Origin of the sequence: Nonomuraea sp. KM88, assembly GCF_052245635.1 — a bacterium.
Lineage (GTDB): Bacteria > Actinomycetota > Actinomycetes > Streptosporangiales > Streptosporangiaceae > Nonomuraea.
Map to the genome: position 1 here is coordinate 63,030 of NZ_JBQQCC010000017.1, position 16,458 is coordinate 79,487.

At 68.9% G+C, this 16,458-nt stretch carries 17 protein-coding genes and 1 pseudogene; 6 read left to right on the forward strand and 12 right to left on the reverse strand.

All coding sequences use genetic code 11. The annotated features are described in order from the left end of the window. Positions 1–222: 222 nt before the first annotated feature. A complete protein-coding gene (locus ACTWPV_RS38015) occupies positions 223–837 on the reverse strand; it encodes an ArsR/SmtB family transcription factor (RefSeq protein ID WP_443155496.1) in 615 nt (204 codons plus the stop codon). Between the two features lie 73 nt (positions 838–910). On the opposite strand from ACTWPV_RS38015, the gene ACTWPV_RS38020 reads away from it, so the two are divergent. Together ACTWPV_RS38020 and ACTWPV_RS38025 are read left to right on the forward strand one after the other, a co-directional pair. After that, on the forward strand, positions 911–2,326 hold the full coding sequence (locus tag ACTWPV_RS38020) for an MFS transporter (protein ID WP_443155497.1): 1,416 nt from the start codon (positions 911–913) through the stop codon (positions 2,324–2,326). Between the two features lie 124 nt (positions 2,327–2,450). Continuing rightward, a pseudogene (locus ACTWPV_RS38025) lies at positions 2,451–3,038 on the forward strand (M23 family metallopeptidase); the annotation flags it as partial. Positions 3,039–3,192: 154 nt separating this feature from the next. On the opposite strand, the gene ACTWPV_RS38030 reads toward ACTWPV_RS38025, so the two are convergent. Then, positions 3,193–3,354, reverse strand: a complete 162-nt coding sequence (locus ACTWPV_RS38030; RefSeq protein ID WP_443155591.1) for a hypothetical protein — start codon at positions 3,352–3,354, stop codon at positions 3,193–3,195. 375 nt (positions 3,355–3,729) lie between these two features. Between ACTWPV_RS38030 and ACTWPV_RS38035 the strand changes: the two genes are divergently transcribed. From ACTWPV_RS38035 to ACTWPV_RS38050, 4 genes are all read left to right on the forward strand, one after another. Next, the gene (locus ACTWPV_RS38035) at positions 3,730–4,089 is read left to right on the forward strand and encodes a YraN family protein (protein WP_443155498.1); all 360 of its coding nucleotides are present in this window, start codon (positions 3,730–3,732) and stop codon (positions 4,087–4,089) included. After that, positions 4,089–5,624, forward strand: a complete 1,536-nt coding sequence (locus ACTWPV_RS38040; protein ID WP_443155499.1) for a YifB family Mg chelatase-like AAA ATPase — start codon at positions 4,089–4,091, stop codon at positions 5,622–5,624. The genes ACTWPV_RS38035 and ACTWPV_RS38040 overlap by 1 nt, the downstream gene beginning before the upstream one ends. Before the next feature lie 540 nt (positions 5,625–6,164). Further along, a complete protein-coding gene (gene dprA / locus ACTWPV_RS38045; protein ID WP_443155500.1) occupies positions 6,165–7,415 on the forward strand; it encodes a DNA-processing protein DprA in 1,251 nt (416 codons plus the stop codon). Between the two features lie 530 nt (positions 7,416–7,945). Further along, the gene (locus tag ACTWPV_RS38050) at positions 7,946–8,854 is read left to right on the forward strand and encodes a tyrosine recombinase XerC (protein WP_443155587.1); all 909 of its coding nucleotides are present in this window, start codon (positions 7,946–7,948) and stop codon (positions 8,852–8,854) included. A gap of 231 nt (positions 8,855–9,085) precedes the next feature. Here ACTWPV_RS38050 and ACTWPV_RS38055 read toward each other — a convergent pair whose 3' ends face one another. The 10 genes from ACTWPV_RS38055 to ffh form a co-directional block, all read right to left on the reverse strand. After that, on the reverse strand, positions 9,086–9,409 hold the full coding sequence (locus ACTWPV_RS38055; RefSeq protein ID WP_026215037.1) for a DUF2469 domain-containing protein: 324 nt from the start codon (positions 9,407–9,409) through the stop codon (positions 9,086–9,088). Positions 9,410–9,448: 39 nt separating this feature from the next. Next, positions 9,449–10,117 carry a ribonuclease HII gene (locus ACTWPV_RS38060; protein WP_443155501.1) on the reverse strand — a complete coding sequence of 223 codons (669 nt, stop codon included), beginning with the start codon at positions 10,115–10,117 and terminating at the stop codon, positions 9,449–9,451. Between the two features lie 51 nt (positions 10,118–10,168). Then, positions 10,169–10,762, reverse strand: a complete 594-nt coding sequence (gene lepB / locus ACTWPV_RS38065) for a signal peptidase I (protein WP_347649944.1) — start codon at positions 10,760–10,762, stop codon at positions 10,169–10,171. Continuing rightward, positions 10,762–11,619 (reverse strand): signal peptidase I, encoded by an 858-nt coding sequence (gene lepB / locus ACTWPV_RS38070; protein ID WP_347649945.1) that lies wholly within the window; start codon positions 11,617–11,619, stop codon positions 10,762–10,764. Before lepB (ACTWPV_RS38070) ends, lepB (ACTWPV_RS38065) begins: the two co-directional genes overlap by 1 nt. A gap of 141 nt (positions 11,620–11,760) precedes the next feature. Beyond that, on the reverse strand, positions 11,761–12,123 hold the full coding sequence (gene rplS, locus ACTWPV_RS38075) for a 50S ribosomal protein L19 (RefSeq protein ID WP_132601383.1): 363 nt from the start codon (positions 12,121–12,123) through the stop codon (positions 11,761–11,763). Between the two features lie 137 nt (positions 12,124–12,260). Then, positions 12,261–13,040: a tRNA (guanosine(37)-N1)-methyltransferase TrmD gene (gene trmD, locus ACTWPV_RS38080; RefSeq protein WP_443155502.1), complete on the reverse strand. Its 780-nt coding sequence runs from the start codon at positions 13,038–13,040 to the stop codon at positions 12,261–12,263. Then, positions 13,040–13,540, reverse strand: a complete 501-nt coding sequence (rimM, locus tag ACTWPV_RS38085; protein WP_347649947.1) for a ribosome maturation factor RimM — start codon at positions 13,538–13,540, stop codon at positions 13,040–13,042. The genes trmD and rimM overlap by 1 nt, the downstream gene beginning before the upstream one ends. A 68-nt stretch (positions 13,541–13,608) precedes the next feature. Next, positions 13,609–13,854 (reverse strand): RNA-binding protein, encoded by a 246-nt coding sequence (locus ACTWPV_RS38090; RefSeq protein WP_132335352.1) that lies wholly within the window; start codon positions 13,852–13,854, stop codon positions 13,609–13,611. Position 13,855: 1 nt separating this feature from the next. Next, a complete protein-coding gene (gene rpsP / locus ACTWPV_RS38095) occupies positions 13,856–14,299 on the reverse strand; it encodes a 30S ribosomal protein S16 (RefSeq protein WP_132601374.1) in 444 nt (147 codons plus the stop codon). A gap of 584 nt (positions 14,300–14,883) precedes the next feature. Beyond that, complete coding sequence (gene ffh, locus ACTWPV_RS38100) at positions 14,884–16,434, reverse strand: signal recognition particle protein (protein ID WP_443155503.1); 1,551 nt, start codon at positions 16,432–16,434, stop codon at positions 14,884–14,886. Positions 16,435–16,458 lie beyond the last annotated feature (24 nt).

Genomic DNA, 16,458 nt, shown 5'->3' on the forward strand with positions numbered 1-16,458 from the left:
GTCACGCGGAGGCCGGGTTTCATGACTGCAGTGACCGGCCTGACGATGTGGTACGGCGACGCGCTCGCGGTCGACCAGGCGATCCAGCTGAGGCACAGAGCCGAGTCCATCGAGCAGCGGTTCGCCCGGTTCGTCGAATGATGCCGGTCGGCCACGTCGTGATCGCGCGGGGCGTGCCCGGTCGGGACGCGGTCGCCGCCCTCGGTGGGCCTGCGGAGGTTGTCAGGGCGCGTCGTGGTCCTCGGTGGGCAGGCCGGGGGCGACCCGCTTCGCGACCGGGAACAGGCTGATATGCGCCTCGGCGATCCTGGCCCCGCCCGGGGCTTCGTCCTGGCTGCGGAAGCGGGCGACGTACGGCTCGATCAGCTTCTTGATCTCCTCGTTGAGCCGGCCGAGTTCCTGGGCGTCGACCCTGATCCTGGTGCGGCTGAAACCGCTCGCGTAGCGCCACTCCTCCGTGTCGTTGTCGAGGTTGGCCCAGCTGCGTTCCGCCTCCTCGCGGGCCTCCTTGTTGAACAGCGCTATCAACGACTTCTTCGCCTCGCGCACCTCCGGCGGGTCGCCGGGACTCACACCCACGCCGATCGGGGTGTCCACGACCTTCCACAGTCGTTCCCTGCCGTCGCCGCGGGGCGGCGCGTCCTCGACGAAACCGTATTTGGCGAGCATGCGCAGGTGATAGCTGGCGGCGCTGGGCGTGATGCCCGCGTTCTCGGCCACCTCGGTGGCGGTGGCGCTGCCCTCGTCGGCCAGTTGGGTGAGGATCGTCAGCCGCGCCGAATGCGCCAGCGCCCGCATCGCCTTCGGATCGCTGAGCCAACCAGGTTCCCGCGTCATGTGCCCACGGTACCTCTGCCTGCGGATATCTGAAAGGTTGCCTTCACAACTCTGAAGGATTAGCTTCACATCTATGAAGGGAACCTTTCACACTCGGCGTGGGCGTGCCGTCGAGCACCCAGCCGGCGGACCGCCCGATGCGGGCAGCCCGATCACCGGGCCCGTCCCCCAGCTCGAAGCCGCCGCCGCTCCGCTGCGCAAGCAGCGCGACTACCGCCTGCTCTGGACGGCCAGGACGGTCTCGATCACCGGATCAGAGGTGTCCAAGCTGGCCATCCCCCTGACCGCGGTGACCCTGCTGACCGCATCGCCCTCACAGATGGGCCTGCTGACCGCGGCCGCCTCGGTGCCCGCCCTGCTGTTCGGGCTGCAGTCGGGGGCGATCGCCGACCGGCTCACGCGGCACCGTCCCCTGATGATCGCGTGCGAGCTCGTCTCCTGCGCGGCCGCCGCCACCGTGCCGGTCGCCTGGTTGCTGGGCGTGCTGAACGTCGCCTGGCTGATCATCGTGGCCCTCGTGATCGGCACGGCTGGAGTGCTGTTCAGAGCCGCGAACTTCCCCCATCTGGCGGCCGTCGTCCCCTCCGGGCAGCGCACCGAGGCGATGGCCGGCCTGCAGGCGTCCTACTCGGTGGCCTCCGTGAGCGGACCAGGGCTGGCCGGGCTCCTGGTGCAGGTGCTCACGGCACCGCTGGCCGTCCTGGCGGAGTCGCTGTCGTTCCTGGCCTCGGCCCTGCTGCTGCGCTCCATCCGCACCCCGGAACGGAACGAACCGGCCGCCTCCCGGGGGATGTGGCGCGACGTCAAGGAAGGACTGAAGGTCAGCGTCACCCATCCGATCCTGCGCGCGCTGCTCGGCGCGGGCGTCACGATCAACTTCTTCGCGATGGCGTTCACGGCCGTCTACATGCTCTACATGGTGAACACCCTCGGCATCCCCAAGGGCGTGATCGGTGTCCTCATCGCGTTGAGCGGGGCGGGTGGCCTGCTGGGCGCCTGGCTCTCGGCCCGCCTGTCCAAACGCTACGGCGAGAACCGGGTCCTGCTCGCCGCCGTCCTCTTCTTCCCCTCGGAGATCCTCGCGGTGGGACTGCTGACCGGCCCGCTGTGGTGGAAACTGTCGGTCCTGGCCGTGACGGGCACGCTCACAGGCGGCATCGTGGTGGCCTTCGCCACCTGCATGGGCGCGATCACCCTGAGCGAAACCACCGCCGAACTGCGCGGCCGGGTCAACGCGACCATGACGTTCGCGGTGCAGGGCGTCCTCGCCCTCGGCGGTCTGCTCGGAGGCCTTCTCGCGGAGGCGATCGGGCTGCGTCCGGTCATCCTGGTCTGCGCCGCGGGCATCGCCCTGAGCACCCTGTGGATCTGGACGTCTCCACTGCGTCCGCGCCGTACCAGGTTCAGGGCCTCGGGCGAGCCAGGCGCCGACCCGGCACTCTCCTCTTCTCTTGACGACCTCCTCAACTCCAAGCCCCGGGTCTCCTGAACGACTAGCCAGTCAGCGTGGTCTCGCACCCCAAATCAGCGCCCGGCCTGTGGACAACCCAGCGTCCTCCACAGAGCGGCGTTCACCGACCCACCGCCAAGGCGCCGTAGCCGAAACTCGCGCCATGACCGCCTGCCCACCGGCCCGCCACCACCCGCAGTCCCCCTGCACCGCCCCAACGACCCTCACCACCACCCGCGCGGCTCTGACAACCGCCGCCTCCACCAGCACGGCCCAGACAGCCCTCACCACCACCCGCAGCGCCTTGACGGCCCTCACCATCACCCGCACCGCCTTGACGGCCGTCGTCCTCGCGGCCACCGTCCTCGCTGTCCCAGCACCCGCAGCGGCAAGGGCCTCACCGCCCACATGGCGCTGGCCGCTGGACGGCCGCCCTCGCGTCATCCGCCGATTCGCTCCGCCCCCGGAGCCCTGGCTGGCCGGTCACCGCGGTGTCGACCTGGCCGCCCAGGAAGCCGCCCCGGTGCTGGCGGCAGGCGCGGGCACGGTCCGATTCGCCGGTCCGGTCGGCGGGCGGGGCGTGGTCACGGTCGAGCACGCAGGTGGCCTGCGCACGACGTACGTACCGGTCACGTCATCGGTGACACAGGGCCAGTCCGTCGAGCAGGGAGCCAAGCTGGGCGTGCTCGAGTCCTCGACCGATCACTGTCAGGTGCCGTGCCTCCATTGGGGTCTTCTCCACGACACCCGCTACCTCGACCCTCTCCTCCTCCTGGGCCACGCCCCCATCCGCCTTCTCCCGTTCTGGCAGGCGGGCTCCACGGCAGGCCCTGATCCTTCAGGCCACCACGGTTCCCCGTCACCGTCCGACCTTCCCACCACGCCACCAGCGCCCGCACGTTCGGTCACCGTCGCTCCACCGCAGGCGAGATCGGCCGCGATCCCCCTTCGACCAGCGCCCGCCGCACCCGTTGCACGAGCGCCCGCAGCGAACCGGCCGACTGCCGGTCCACCAGCGACGTTCGCCACCGCTCCCGCCGCGCGACCGGTCCATAAGGCACTGCCATCCACCACGCCCTCGCCGTTTCTCGCGCGTTCGGCTTCGGCCACCCCGCTTGTGAGCACGATCGCCCTGGCCGCGCTACTGGGCGGGTTCCTTCTCCTCAACCTCGCCACGACCGTATGCCGACGCCTGCGTTCCCGCCCCCTCTCTCGCCGACAGGCCGCGCCACAGGGCCGCCACCGCAAGCAGCGCCGCAGGAGAGGCGCCCGCGACCGCCGGCCGCACCGCGGTCGGCGGTCGCGGGCGACTAATAACCGGCTCGGCCCTTATCCACAACCTCCCGGTAACCCACCCCGCCATCCCCAGAACCCCGTTCGGCCGACCTCGCTCCACCTCCATCCACGAGAGTCGGTGCCCGACAGCCAGACGGAGGTGGCACATGCCCGCAAACAAGAGACTCGACCTCGGCAGACAGGGCGAGCAGCTAGCCGTGACCTATCTGGAGGCACAAGGGATGAAAGTGATCGAGCGTAACTGGCGCTGCCGTCACGGCGAGATCGACGTCATCGCCGAAGAAGGCCCCCGCCTGATCGTGGTCGAGGTCAAGACACGATCGGGCACGTCCCACGGCACAGCCCTGGAGGGCGTGAGCCGGGCCAAGCTGGCCCGGCTTCACATGCTGGCGGCGAAATGGCTGGCCACGCAGCAACGCACCTTCGACACCGTGCGCGTGGACGTGATCGCCATCGAGCGCTTCGCCGGCGACTTCGCGCTGCGCCACGTGCGGGGGGCGATCTGATGGCCGTGGCCCGCACCCGCAGCGTGGCCGTCGTCGGAGTCGCCGGGCGCACCGTCGAGGTCGAGGCCGACGTGGGCAACGGACTGGCCGGCATCCACCTCATCGGCCTTCCCGACACCGCGCTCAGCGAGGCTCGCGACCGAGTCAGGTCGGCGGTCGTCAACAGCGGTTATCCCTGGCCCGATGCCCGCATCATCGTCAGTCTCTTCCCCGCCAGCCTGCCCAAACGCGGATCCCAGTTCGATCTGGCCATAGCCGTGGCGATCCTCGGCGCGGCGGGAGTGATCCCTGCTGAGCGCATCGCGGAGCCGTTCTTCCTGGGTGAGCTCGGCCTCGACGGCCGCATCAGACCCGTGCGCGGCGTCCTCCCCTCGGTGCTCGGCGCCGCCGGGCACGGTGGCGCCACGGTCGTCGTGCCCGCCGCCAACTCGGCCGAGGCGGCCCTGGTGCCCGACGTCAAGGTCGTCCCCGTGTCCGGCCTGCGCCAGCTGGTCGAGTGGCTGCGCACCGGCGACGACCCGCCCGAGGCCCGGACCGGCGACATCGTGGAGCCTCAGAGCTCCGCCCCCGTCCCCGCAGCCGACCTGTCTGACGTCGTCGGCCAGCCGGTGGCCCGTCGAGCCCTCGAAGTGTGCGCGGCAGGCGGCCACAACCTGTGGATGCTCGGCCCTCCCGGCACCGGCAAAACCCTGCTGGCCGAACGCCTCCCCACCCTGCTGCCGGATCTGGAGCTCGATCATGCCCTGGAGGTCACCGCCATCCATTCCGTCGCGGGTGTGCTGCCGCCCGACTCACCCATGATGAGCAGGCCGCCGTTCGTCGCCCCGCACCACACGGCGACGTCAGCCGCGATCATCGGCGGCGGCAGCACGGTCGTGCGCCCGGGGGCGGTCTCCCTCGCTCACAGGGGCCTGTTGTTCATGGACGAGGCTCCCGAGTTTCCCCGCCATGTCCTCGACTCCCTGCGGCAACCGTTGGAGTCCGGCCGGGTGACGGTGTCCAGATCCGCGGGATCGGTCACGTTCCCGGCGCGGTTCATGCTGGTCCTGGCCGCGAACCCCTGCCCCTGCGCCCAGGCCGACGACAAGAGCGAGACGTGCAGATGTTCCCCAACCACCAGACGTCGCTATCTCGGCAGGCTCTCAGGCCCGCTCCTTGACCGCATCGACATGAAGGTCACGGTCGTCCGCTCGTCAAGGCGCGAGCTCCTGGCCGACCGCCAGTTCGTGGAGACCAGCAGGACGGTGGCCGAACGCGTGCTGGTGGCCCGCGACCGAGCCGCCAAGCGCCTGGCCGGCACCCCCTGGCGCACCAACGCCGAGATCCCCTCCTCCATGCTGCATGCCGACTACCGCCCAGGGGAGGCGGCCATGCGGCCCATGACGTCCTGCCTCGACTCCGGCACCCTCACCGCACGCGGCCTCGACCGGGTGGTCCGGGTCGCCTGGACCCTCGCCGATCTGGCAGGCAAGGACCGCCCGGAGGAGGACGAAACCACCGGCGCCCTCAGTTTCTGGCTGGGAGTCACGTCGTGACACCGCCGGATCCTTCCGCCGGCGCCCCGATCGCCGCCGCGCCCCTTCCAGCTCGGACTTCCAGGTTCTCGAGAGGCCCTCCCGCTGGACTCCAAGACCTCCGCACGCGCCCACCGCGTCCGAGCCCTGCGCCGGCTCTGCCCCGTCTCCGAACACCCTGTGGCCCTCCCATCGTCCATCCCACTCCACGAAGGCACCGTCAGCCCCATGCCATCCACTCCCGCCGCCCCAGCGACCACGACGCCTCGGCCCTCTGCCTCCAATCCAGCCATCCCGCCCGCCCAGCAGTTCCACATCCAGGTCACGAGTGCCCAGACCTCTCCCGTCCAGGACACGAGCGGCCAGACCTCACCCGTCCAGGACGTGGGTACACAAACCTCTCCCAGCCAGGAGACCCCCACTGCGCCGGCTCCTCGCACGCCGGACGCCGGATCCTCACAAGCACCTCGACCCACCGCGGACGGTGAGCGGGCTACGGTCGCCGTGACCCGGCGATCAGGGCGACCGGAGACAGACGAGCTGGTGGCCAGGGCTGCTCTCATGCGCGCCGCTGACGTGGGCGACCCGGTCATGGGCCGCCTCGTCGCCCAGTACGGCGCGTCGGAGGCGGCGGCGGCGATCCGTGCACGCGCCTTGCCATCCGGCTTCGCCGCTCAGGAGGCCCGGCACGAGCGCCCGCCCGACCTGACCCGCCGCCTGAACGCCTGGTACGCCCGCCTGGCGACCGCCAAGCCCGCAGCCGACCTGGAATCAGGCGAGAAGGCCGGAGCCAGGTTGATCATTCCCGGCAGCCAGGAATGGCCTACCCAGCTGGACCAGCTGGGGCCGAGCCGCCCCCTCGGGCTGTGGTTGCACGGCACGGCCGACCTCCGCTTCGCGTGCCTCAAGTCCGTCGCCGTGGTCGGCGCCCGGGCCGCCACGTCATACGGTTCGCACATCGCGGCCCAGTTCGGTGTCGGTCTCAGCGAATCAGGCTGGACGGTCGTGTCAGGTGGCGCCTACGGCGTGGACGGGGCGGCCCACAAGGGAGCTCTGGCATCGGATGCACCGACGGTGGCCGTTCTGGCCTGCGGCGTGGACGTCTGCTATCCGAGCAGCCATGACACCCTGTTCGCGGCCGTCAGGGAGCGGGGGGTCGTGATCAGCGAGTGCCCACCGGGCGTCCATCCCACCCGGGCACGTTTCCTCATCAGAAACCGTCTGATCGCCGCCCTGTCGAGAGGCACCGTGGTGGTGGAGGCGGCGTTGCGCAGCGGCGCGCTCAACACGGCCGCCCATGCCCTGTCCCTCAACAGGCACTTGGGGGCGGTGCCTGGCCCGATCACTTCGAGCATGTCGGCCGGCTGTCACCGGCTCCTTCGGGAGCGCAAAGCGGTATGTGTGACGACCCCGGAGGAGATGATCGACCTCGTCGGCGTGATAGGCGACGATCTTGCTCCGCAGAGCCGGGTGGCCGCTGTTTCCAGGGACAAACTCAACGACTCCACCAAGAGGGTGCTGGACGCGGTCCCTGCCCGAGGCGGCGCCGGTCCAGCCTCCATAGCGGTTGCCGCGGGAGTCAGCCTGGATGTGACCTTGAGCGCGCTGGGCGGCCTGGCAGCCGCAGGCTACATAGAACGCGCCGCCAACGGCTGGCGCCTGCGCAAGCCGGCAACGAGCTATCGCAAGGCTCCCGAGTCAACTGCCCTACAACCCCCACCCACCGCGGAAGCCGCCGGACAGGCGGACGAACCTCCGTTTCCGGACGACCTGCCCGTGCCCTACCAGGCGGCGGGGAGGATGGACGCCTGACGGACGTGTCACGGTCCCTGACCCGCACCGCGTCACGGGGCGGGGCGGACATGGTGACGGCCATCGCGTGATCCTTGGAGGGTCTGCATCAAGACCGTGGGAGAGCACCGCGATGGCCGCACACAACAGTCTGGCGTGTGTCCACCGGAAGGCGAAGAGGACCACGCACCAGTGACTCCTACTTTTTGCTGACATAGTTGCGGATCATGACAATCGGTTGTTGAGGTTGCTCTCGGCGCATGAGGCGATGATGCGGGCAGTACGGAGCTCGTACCGGCGACGGCGAAGGGAGCCGTCACCATCGCCCGGACACGGCCGGCGACGGCGAGAGGGGAACCGTCACCGCTACGCGGACTCGGCCGGCGGGACGAAAGAGACGACGGGAGCACGACATCACGACCGGCGCAACCGAAGGGGCGCGGCACCTCAGCCAGCGCAAAGCAAGGGAAACGCGGCATCATGACAGCGCAACCGACGGCGCTCGGCACCGCGACATGACCGACACGAAAGATGATGGTGACGTGGAAGACATGGCCCGGACGGACGGTGTTACGTCGGCGAGCAGGGACGAAGCTCTGGCCGACTTCGGCCGATATCTGCGGCTGGAGCGTGACCTCTCACCACACACGGTCCGGGCTTATCTGACCGACATCGCCTCTCTGCTCGATCACATGGGCGGGCACCTCGACGGCCTGGACATCGGGGCTCTGAGGGAGTGGCTGGCCGGCCAGCACGAAGCGGGAAAGTCCAGAGCCACGCTGGCACGCCGAACCGCCTGTGCCCGCACCTTCACCGCCTACTGTCATCGTCGCGGCTGGCTGTCCACGGACCCCGGATTGTTGCTGGGCACCGCCAGGACACCCCGGTCACTGCCGTCCGTGCTCGACCAGGAGCAGGCGCAGGCCGTGATGGACGTCCCCGCCACCGCGGAGCCGAAAGAATTCCGCGATCAGGCGTTGCTGGAGTTGTTGTACGCCACAGGTGTGCGGGTGAGCGAGCTGTGCGCACTGGACGTCGACGATGTCGACCGTGACCGGCACGTCATCAGGGTTCTGGGCAAGGGGCGTAAGGAGCGTTCGGTGCCGTTCGGGCTGCCCGCTCTCCGAGCGCTGGACAAATGGTGTATTCATGGACGGCCGCTGTGGGCCCGAGCCAGGTCGGGGCCCGCGCTCTTTCTCGGTGTACGCGGGGGCCGCATCGATGCGGGAACCGTCCGGCGGGTGGTGCACGCGCGACTGGCCCAGGTCGATGGGGCGCCGGACATGGGGCCGCACGGTCTCCGGCACACCGCGGCGACGCACCTGCTGGAGGGTGGTGCGGACCTGCGTAGCGTTCAGGAGTTGCTCGGGCATGCGTCGCTGAACACCACGCAGATCTACACTCACGTCTCTATCGAGCGTCTGCGGGCGGCCTACCGGCAAGCGCATCCCAGGGCCTGAGCGAGCCCACTGGCGTGACGAGCGCGGGCTGCTTCACCGCCGCACCCGAGCAACACAACGACAGACCACCTGCTACAGCCCTTCGGGTCGCTGCCGTCTGGACGGATGCCGGTCACGGCACGTCAGGACCACGCCGGCTCAGCCCGAGGATCGCCCCGTTCCCAGGGGGCGTTGAGGGGCCACGCTCCCGTGGCGCGAGAGGTTGCGGAGGCGTCGCCTCTCACCGCGCGGTTACCCGGAGAAGCCCTCCTTGGGCATCTCCAGGTCTGCTTTGGCCAGCTCTTCGACGTTGACGTCCTTGAACGTGACGACCCGTACGTTCTTCACGAATCGGGCGGGCCGGTACATGTCCCACACCCAAGCGTCCTGCATCTTCACGTCGAAGAAGACGTCGCCGTTCTCCGCAGTGCGGACATCGAGATCGACCGAGTTGGTCAGATAGAACCGCCGCTCAGTCTCCACCACGTATGTGAACAAACCGACGACATCGCGGTATTCGCGGTAAAGCTGCAGCTCCATCTCGGTTTCGTACTTTTCGAGATCCTCTGCGCTCATCGCGGTCCTCCTGTCGTACCGGTCCCCCGGTTCGCCTGGTCAGGCAACCCCGGCCCCCATTTCATTTTCACCCATCCCCCTCGCCACCGTGACGAAGGAGTAACGGTGATCAGGACACGGACCATGCGTTTCCAGCGCCAGCCGGTGTCCTGGTGTGACATACCCCTTGTGCTCGGCGAAGCCGTACTGCGGGAAGCGCTCGTCCAGCGCGACCATCAGGCGATCCCTCGTCACCTTGGCCACGATCGACGCAGCCGCCACGCACGCGGCCACCTGGTCCCCCTTCCAGACGGCGAGCGACGGTGCGGGCAACCCGGGCACCGGGAAGCCGTCCGTCAGGATGTACTCAGGGTTACCGGACAACTGTGCGACAGCACGCCGCATTCCCGAAACGTTGCATTTGTGGAGACCTTTGGCGTCGATCTCCCCAGGTGGGATGGTCACGATGCCTACGTGGGCGACGCGCACGATCGCGTCGTAGAGCCGTTCGCGCACCGCCGGAGCGAGCAGTTTCGAGTCTCCCAGGCCGTCGACCGGCTTGCGCAGGATGACGGCCGCGACCACGAGCGGCCCCGCGCACGCGCCACGGCCGGCCTCGTCGACACCCGCGATGGGGGTGAGGCCGCGGCGGGCGAGCGCCCGTTCGTAGGCGTAGAGTCCGGAATCTCGCCGGACGACGCTGGGGCGAGGGCGGAACGCAACTGTCATGACAGAGGCAGCGTACGCCTCATTCGCCGCAAACCGCGACCGGAAGCGGATCTACTTGACCTTGTCGAAAGCCTCAGGCTGGGAGAAGAGATAGCCCCGCGACAGCGGCCAATAGCGCACCACAGCCTTGCCGATCACCGCGTCTTCCGAGATGAAACCGCCACCCGGCTCCTCCATGTGCGCCCGGGAGTCGGCCGAGGCGCTGCGGTGGTCGCCCATCAGCCAGAGCTTGCCGGCCGGCACCTTGACGTCGAACTTATCGCCGGAAGCGTAATCGTCCGGGTAGAGGTAGGAGGACTCGTCAAGCGGCTTGCCGTTGATGGTGATGCGCTTGTCGGCGTCGCAGCACTTGACGTGGTCGCCGCCGACCCCGATGACGCGCTTGATGGTGTCTTCGCCGTTCCAGCCCTTGAACACCACGATGTCGCCGCGCTCAGGCTTGCCAGAAAGCTTGTTGACGAAGATCCGGTCGTTGAGCTGCAGGGTGTTCTCCATCGACACGGACGGGATGTAGAACGACCCGACCACGAAGGCCTGCAGCAGCAGCGCGATGCCGATCCCCAGAACGAGCAGCAGCACCGTCTCGCGGAAACTGCCCTTCTTCTTCTCTTTGCCCACGCCCTCCGCCTTCTTGGTGACGGCCATCAGCGTTTCCTCCGCAGCCTGCGCCGAACCAGGACCAAGGGTACGGCCAGCCCGAACCCGGCGACCAGCGGTACGGACCCGCCGAGCGCGTGGAGCGCGGGTTGGGCGAATGTCTCGGGGATGTCTATCGAGGAGGCGCGGTCGAACGGCCACACGATCACGAACGCCCGTCCGATGACCTGGCCCACCGGAATGGATCCGCCGCCCGCGTCGCCGGTGTGGGCGCGGGAGTCGAGTGACACCGAGCGGTGGTCGCCCATGACCCACAGCCGCCCGGACGGCACCGTGACGTCGAAGAACTTGTCAGAGGGCACGTTGCCTGGATAGAGGTAGCTCTCCTCGTTGATGGGCGTGCCGTTGACGGTGATGCGGCCTTTGGAGTCACAGCACTTGACGTGGTCGCCGCCGATGCCGATGACCCGCTTGATGTAGTCCTTCTCGCCGGGGATGACGCCGAACGCCGTGCCGACCCAGCGGAAGAACGCCGCGACCGGGTTGGACGGCTCCTCCATCTGGAACTCGCCGTCCCAGGAATCGACGCCCGAGAAGACCACCACGTCGCCGCGCTCGATGTCGCGCGTGTGGTAGACGAGCTTGTTGACGAGAACCCTGTCGTTGGTCAGCAGGGTGTTTTCCATCGACTCCGACGGAATGTAGAAGGCCTGGACCACAAAGGTCTTGATGATCAGTGCCAGCACCAGAGCGACAACGACAAGAACAGGAAGCTCTTTCCAGAACGACCCCTTCTTCTCCTTTTTTCCGCCCTTAGCCGGCTTCTGAGTCTCTTCGGCGACCACGTCCACCTCGTCCTCGACAGGGCGGCGCGCCGCGCCGTGCTCCTGGCTCTCGCTAGTCATCGCTGACGAGCCTAGATGATGTCCTGGCTCGACAAGCCTGGACCGACGTTACACCCACGCACGAGTCGCTCCACATAAAGGAAACGGCCCCGTAAAGCCGAAAGGCCCGCGCCGTAGCGCGGACCTCGGAATGAGCAGGACTTACTTCGCGGGCGTCGTCTCGCGCTTCTCGCGGATACGGGCGGCCTTACCGCGCAGGTCACGCATGTAGTAGAGCTTCGCGCGGCGCACGTCGCCGCGGGAGACGAGCACGATCTTCTCGATGACGGGGCTGTGCACAGGGAAGGTGCGCTCGACGCCGACGCCATAGCTGACCTTGCGAACGGTGAAGGTCTCGCGGGCGCCGCTGCCCTGCCTGCGCAGCACGAAGCCCTTGAAGACCTGGATGCGGGAGCGGTTGCCTTCGACGACGCGTACGTGAACCTCGAGCGTGTCACCGGGGCGGAAATCCGGCACGTCGCTGCGCAGGGTCGCCTTCTCGAGCTCCTGGATCTTCGTGTGCATGAGAGCTGTCCTCAAGTCCTCGTGAGCACGCGGAGGTCCACCCGGCCATGGCTCGTGGCGGACACGCCTGCTGATGTGATGAAACCCAGGACCGTTTCCCGGGCATGACAGACCAACCACAACAGGTTGGCAGCGATTCAGTTTGCCATATCTTCGGGCTCGACGCGAAACGACAGCTCCTCGAGAAGTCTCCTGTCGTGCTTGTCGAGCGTCTCGGGGTCGAGCTCCGCCGCGAGTTCAGGCCGGTTTCGCACGGTACGGCGCAGCGCCTCATCTCGCCGCCATCTCGCGATTTTTCCGTGATGTCCAGACAGCAACACGTCGGGCACCTGACGCCCCCGCCAGACGGGAGGCTTGGTGTAGACGGGCCCCTCGACGAGGTTGCGCATGGCCCCTGGGGCGAAGGAGTCGTCGACGGCAGACTGGGCGTTGCCGAGCACACCTGGCAGCAGCCTGCCGACGGCCTCCACCATGACCAGCACCGCCACCTCGCCGCCGGCCAGCACGTAGTCGCCGATGCCGACCTCGTCGACCCGCAGCCGCCCGGAGTATTCCTCCACGACGCGCGAGTCGATCCCCTCGTAACGCCCGCACGCGAACAGCAGCCACGGCTCGCCCGCCAGCTCCTGCGCGAGCTCCTGGGTGAACGGCCGCCCGCTCGGGGTCGGCACGATCATCCGCGGCGTGCCGTCACCGATCACGGAGTCGATGGCCTCGCCCCACACCTCGGGTTTCATGACCATGCCGGGGCCCCCGCCGTAAGGGGTGTCGTCCACGGACTTGTGCACGTCGTGGGCCCAGTCGCGGAGCTGGTGCATGCGTACGTCGAGCGTGCCGCGCTCGCGCGCCTTGCCGATCAGCGAGACGTCGAGCGGCCCGAAGTACTCGGGAAAGATCGAGACGATGTCGATCCGCATCACAACAGGCCCTCCGGCGGATCGACGACCAGCCGTCCGGCCTCCACGTCGACCACGGGTACGAGGGCCTTGACGAACGGGATCAGCGCGTCGTCGGCACCGCGCCGGCGCACGACCAGAAGGTCCTGGCCGTGATGGAGCACATCGGTGATCTCGCCCACGGGCTCGCCGGAAGCGGTCTCGACCGCCAGGCCGATGAGCTGGTGGTCGTGGAACTCGTCGGGATCGTCGGGCGGCGGCACCTCGCCGGAGTCGATGACCAGCATGGTGTTGCGCAGATCTTCGGCCGCGTCACGGCCGGCGACCCCGGCGAACGACACCAGCAGCAGCCCTTTGTGCCAGCGGCGGCTCTCGACGACGAGCGGCCCTCGGCCTGCGGGATCGGTGGCGATCGACGTGCCGGGGGCGAAACGCAGCTCGGGATCGTCGGTGCGCACCTCCACGGTCACCTCACCGCGTACGCCGTGCGGACGGCCTATCCGGCCGACGACCAACTGCACGTGAATTCGCCCTTCCTCAACGCGAGCGCCCCCATCGGAAGGACCGATGAGGGCGCGCAAACCTGACGCTAACGGACTACTTCGTGCAGATCGAGCAGATCGACTCGCACGTACTTCCCGTCGGCCAGGGCGTTCACGACCGTGCGCAGCGCCTTGGCGGTGCGCCCGCCGCGTCCGATGACCTTCCCCAGGTCCTCGGGGTGCACCCGGACCTCCAGGACGCGCCCGCTGCGGATGCGGCGTGCGCGGACCCGGACATCGTCTGGATGTTCGACGATGCCCTTAACGAGGTGCTCGAGAGCCTCCTCGAGCACGTCAGGCCTCGCCCTCGGCCTGGGTCTCGGCGGGGGCCTCGGCCTCTTCCTTCTTCTTGGCCTTCTTCGGCGGCGTGGTGGCGGCCGTGCCGGTGTCGCCACCGGACAGCGCCTCCTTGGCCGCGGCCTCGTAAAGGGCGTGACGGTCAGGCGCGGGCTCAGCGACCTTGAGAGGCTCGGGGGCGGGCTCGCCCTTGAACTTCTGCCAGTCGCCGGTGAGCTTGAGGAGCTTGAGCACCGGCTCGGTCGGCTGCGCGCCGACGCCCAGCCAGTAGGCCGCACGCTCAGCGTTGATCACGATGCGCGAAGGGTTTTCCTTCGGGTGGTAAAGGCCGATCTCCTCGATCGCCCGGCCGTCACGCTTGGTGCGGCTGTCGGCGACGACGATGCGGTATTGAGCGTTGCGGATCATGCCGAGCCGCTTGAGCTTGATCTTGACTGCCACGGGTGTGGTCTCTCCTGCATTCGCATGTGGGTGAACGGCGCCTCGCCGAGTGGGGCACGACGGGACGACGCTCCAGGGACAGGCGTGTCCTGCGGGAGGTGAGAGGGCACCCGCCTGGTCACGGTGTTCCAACATGTCATTCTGCCAGATCGACGACACTGCCCACGACCGCCGGCGGCACGTCGCCGCAAAGGGTCGGCAAGCTCCCGGCCTCCCTTCCGTTACGGCCCCATCGGCCCTGGTATGCCCCCACCCCGCGCCCTTCACCACACCCTCATTCCGAGCGACCGGTGGACGGGCCTCGGGCAACCGCGGACGGCCCGGGCAACGGGCGAAGCCCGGACCGCCGCCGATCGGTCGGCCGGCAGGAGGTGCGCCGGTCGACGTGGTGGGTGGGCGAGGCGGGCGGCCAGGCCCGGCAGTCGGGATGACCGGGCCGGCCGGAGGCGTACCGGGCAACCCGGCCAGGGCGGCAACCCGGCCCAGGACGCGCCGGGCCAGGCGCTCGAAGGTGTGGCGAGCGGGCCGGGCGGAGCCGCGGTGATGGGCCCGCCGGGCCCGGGTGCGCACCGGCGGGAGCGGGGTTATTTCTGGCCGGGGAGCCGGAGCTTGGAGGGGTCGAAGCCGGGCGGCAACTCCACCCCCGGGGGCAGCTTGCCACCGAGGTTGCCCAGCACGCCGCCCTGCTTGGGCTCGGCGGGCGTCTCGGCGGAGGGCTTGCCCATGGCGGCCTTGCGCGGGTCGCCGCTGACGCGCCGCCCCTTCTTGGCCTTCTTCTGGGACTTGCCGCCCTTGCCGCGGCCGCCCCCGCCCGGCATTCCGGGCATGCCCATGCCGCCGGCCATCCGCTTCATCATCTTCTGGGCCTCGAAGAAGCGGGTCACCAGGTTGTTGACGGCGCTGACGGTGACGCCGGAGCCGGTGGCGATGCGGGCGCGGCGGGAACCGTTTATGATCTTGGGGTCCTGGCGCTCGGCCGGGGTCATCGAGCGGATGATGGCCGCGATGCGGTCGAGGTCGCGGTCGTCGATGGAGTTGATCTGGTCGCGCATCTGCCCCATGCCGGGCATCATGCCGAGCAGGTTCTTGATCGGCCCCATCTTCTGGACCATCTGCATCTGCTCGAGGAAGTCTTCGAGCGTGAAGTTCTCGCCCGAGGTGAGCTTGCCCGCCATCTTGGCGGCCTGCTCCTCGTCGAACGTCTTCTGGGCCTGCTCGATCAGGGTGAGGATGTCACCCATGTCGAGGATGCGGGAGGCCATCCGGTCGGGGTGGAAGGCGTCGAAGTCTTCCAGCTTCTCGCCCGTCGAGGCGAACATGATGGGCCGGCCGGTGATGTGCCTGACCGAGAGCGCCGCGCCGCCGCGGGCGTCGCCGTCGAGCTTGGTCAGCACGACGCCGTCGAAGCCGACGCCTTCCATGAACGCCTGCGCCGTCGTGACGGCGTCCTGGCCGATCATGGCGTCGACCACGAACAGGACCTCGTCGGGCTGGACCGCGTCGCGGATGTCGGCGGCCTGGCGCATCATCTCCTGGTCGATGCCGAGCCGGCCCGCGGTGTCGATGATGACGATGTCGTGCTGCAGGCGCCTGGCCTCGTCGATGGAGGTGCGGGCGACGCCGATCGGGTCGCCGACGCCGTTGCCGGGCTCGGGCGCGTAGACGGCGACCTCGGCGCGCTCGCCCACCACCTGGAGCTGCTGGACGGCGTTGGGGCGCTGGAGGTCGGCGGCGACCAGCATGGGCGCGTGCCCCTGCTCGCGCAGCCATCGGGCCAGCTTGCCCGCCAGCGTGGTCTTGCCCGCGCCCTGGAGGCCGGCGAGCATGATGATGGTCGGGGGAGTCTTGGCGAAACGGAGCCTGCGGGTCTCACCGCCGAGGATCCCGATCAGCTCGTCATTGACGATCTTGACGACCTGCTGCGCCGGGTTCAGCGCCTGGGAGACCTCTGCGCCGCGGGCGCGCTCTTTGACCTGGGCGACGAACGCCTTGACCACAGGGAGGGCGACGTCGGCCTCGAGCAGCGCGATGCGGATCTCGCGGGTGGTGGCGTCGATGTCGGCATCGGACAGCCGCCCCTTGGATCGGAGGGAGGAGAAGACCGATGTCAACCGGTCGGATAGCGTCTCGAACACGTGGTTGGCCAGTCCTCGAAGCGA

Bases quoted from the DNA above. Each gene is read 5' to 3' on its own strand.
- ACTWPV_RS38015 (WP_443155496.1), bottom strand. From the start codon at position 837: ATGACGCGGGAACCTGGTTGGCTCAGCGATCCGAAGGCGATGCGGGCG.
- ACTWPV_RS38020 (WP_443155497.1), top strand. From the start codon at position 911: ATGAAGGGAACCTTTCACACTCGGCGTGGGCGTGCCGTCGAGCACCCA.
- ACTWPV_RS38030 (WP_443155591.1), bottom strand. From the start codon at position 3,354: ATGGCAGTGCCTTATGGACCGGTCGCGCGGCGGGAGCGGTGGCGAACG.
- ACTWPV_RS38035 (WP_443155498.1), top strand. From the start codon at position 3,730: ATGCCCGCAAACAAGAGACTCGACCTCGGCAGACAGGGCGAGCAGCTA.
- ACTWPV_RS38040 (WP_443155499.1), top strand. From the start codon at position 4,089: ATGGCCGTGGCCCGCACCCGCAGCGTGGCCGTCGTCGGAGTCGCCGGG.
- dprA (WP_443155500.1), top strand. From the start codon at position 6,165: ATGCGCGCCGCTGACGTGGGCGACCCGGTCATGGGCCGCCTCGTCGCC.
- ACTWPV_RS38050 (WP_443155587.1), top strand. From the start codon at position 7,946: ATGGCCCGGACGGACGGTGTTACGTCGGCGAGCAGGGACGAAGCTCTG.
- ACTWPV_RS38055 (WP_026215037.1), bottom strand. From the start codon at position 9,409: ATGAGCGCAGAGGATCTCGAAAAGTACGAAACCGAGATGGAGCTGCAG.
- ACTWPV_RS38060 (WP_443155501.1), bottom strand. From the start codon at position 10,117: ATGACAGTTGCGTTCCGCCCTCGCCCCAGCGTCGTCCGGCGAGATTCC.
- lepB (WP_347649944.1), bottom strand. From the start codon at position 10,762: ATGGCCGTCACCAAGAAGGCGGAGGGCGTGGGCAAAGAGAAGAAGAAG.
- lepB (WP_347649945.1), bottom strand. From the start codon at position 11,619: ATGACTAGCGAGAGCCAGGAGCACGGCGCGGCGCGCCGCCCTGTCGAG.
- rplS (WP_132601383.1), bottom strand. From the start codon at position 12,123: ATGCACACGAAGATCCAGGAGCTCGAGAAGGCGACCCTGCGCAGCGAC.
- trmD (WP_443155502.1), bottom strand. From the start codon at position 13,040: ATGCGGATCGACATCGTCTCGATCTTTCCCGAGTACTTCGGGCCGCTC.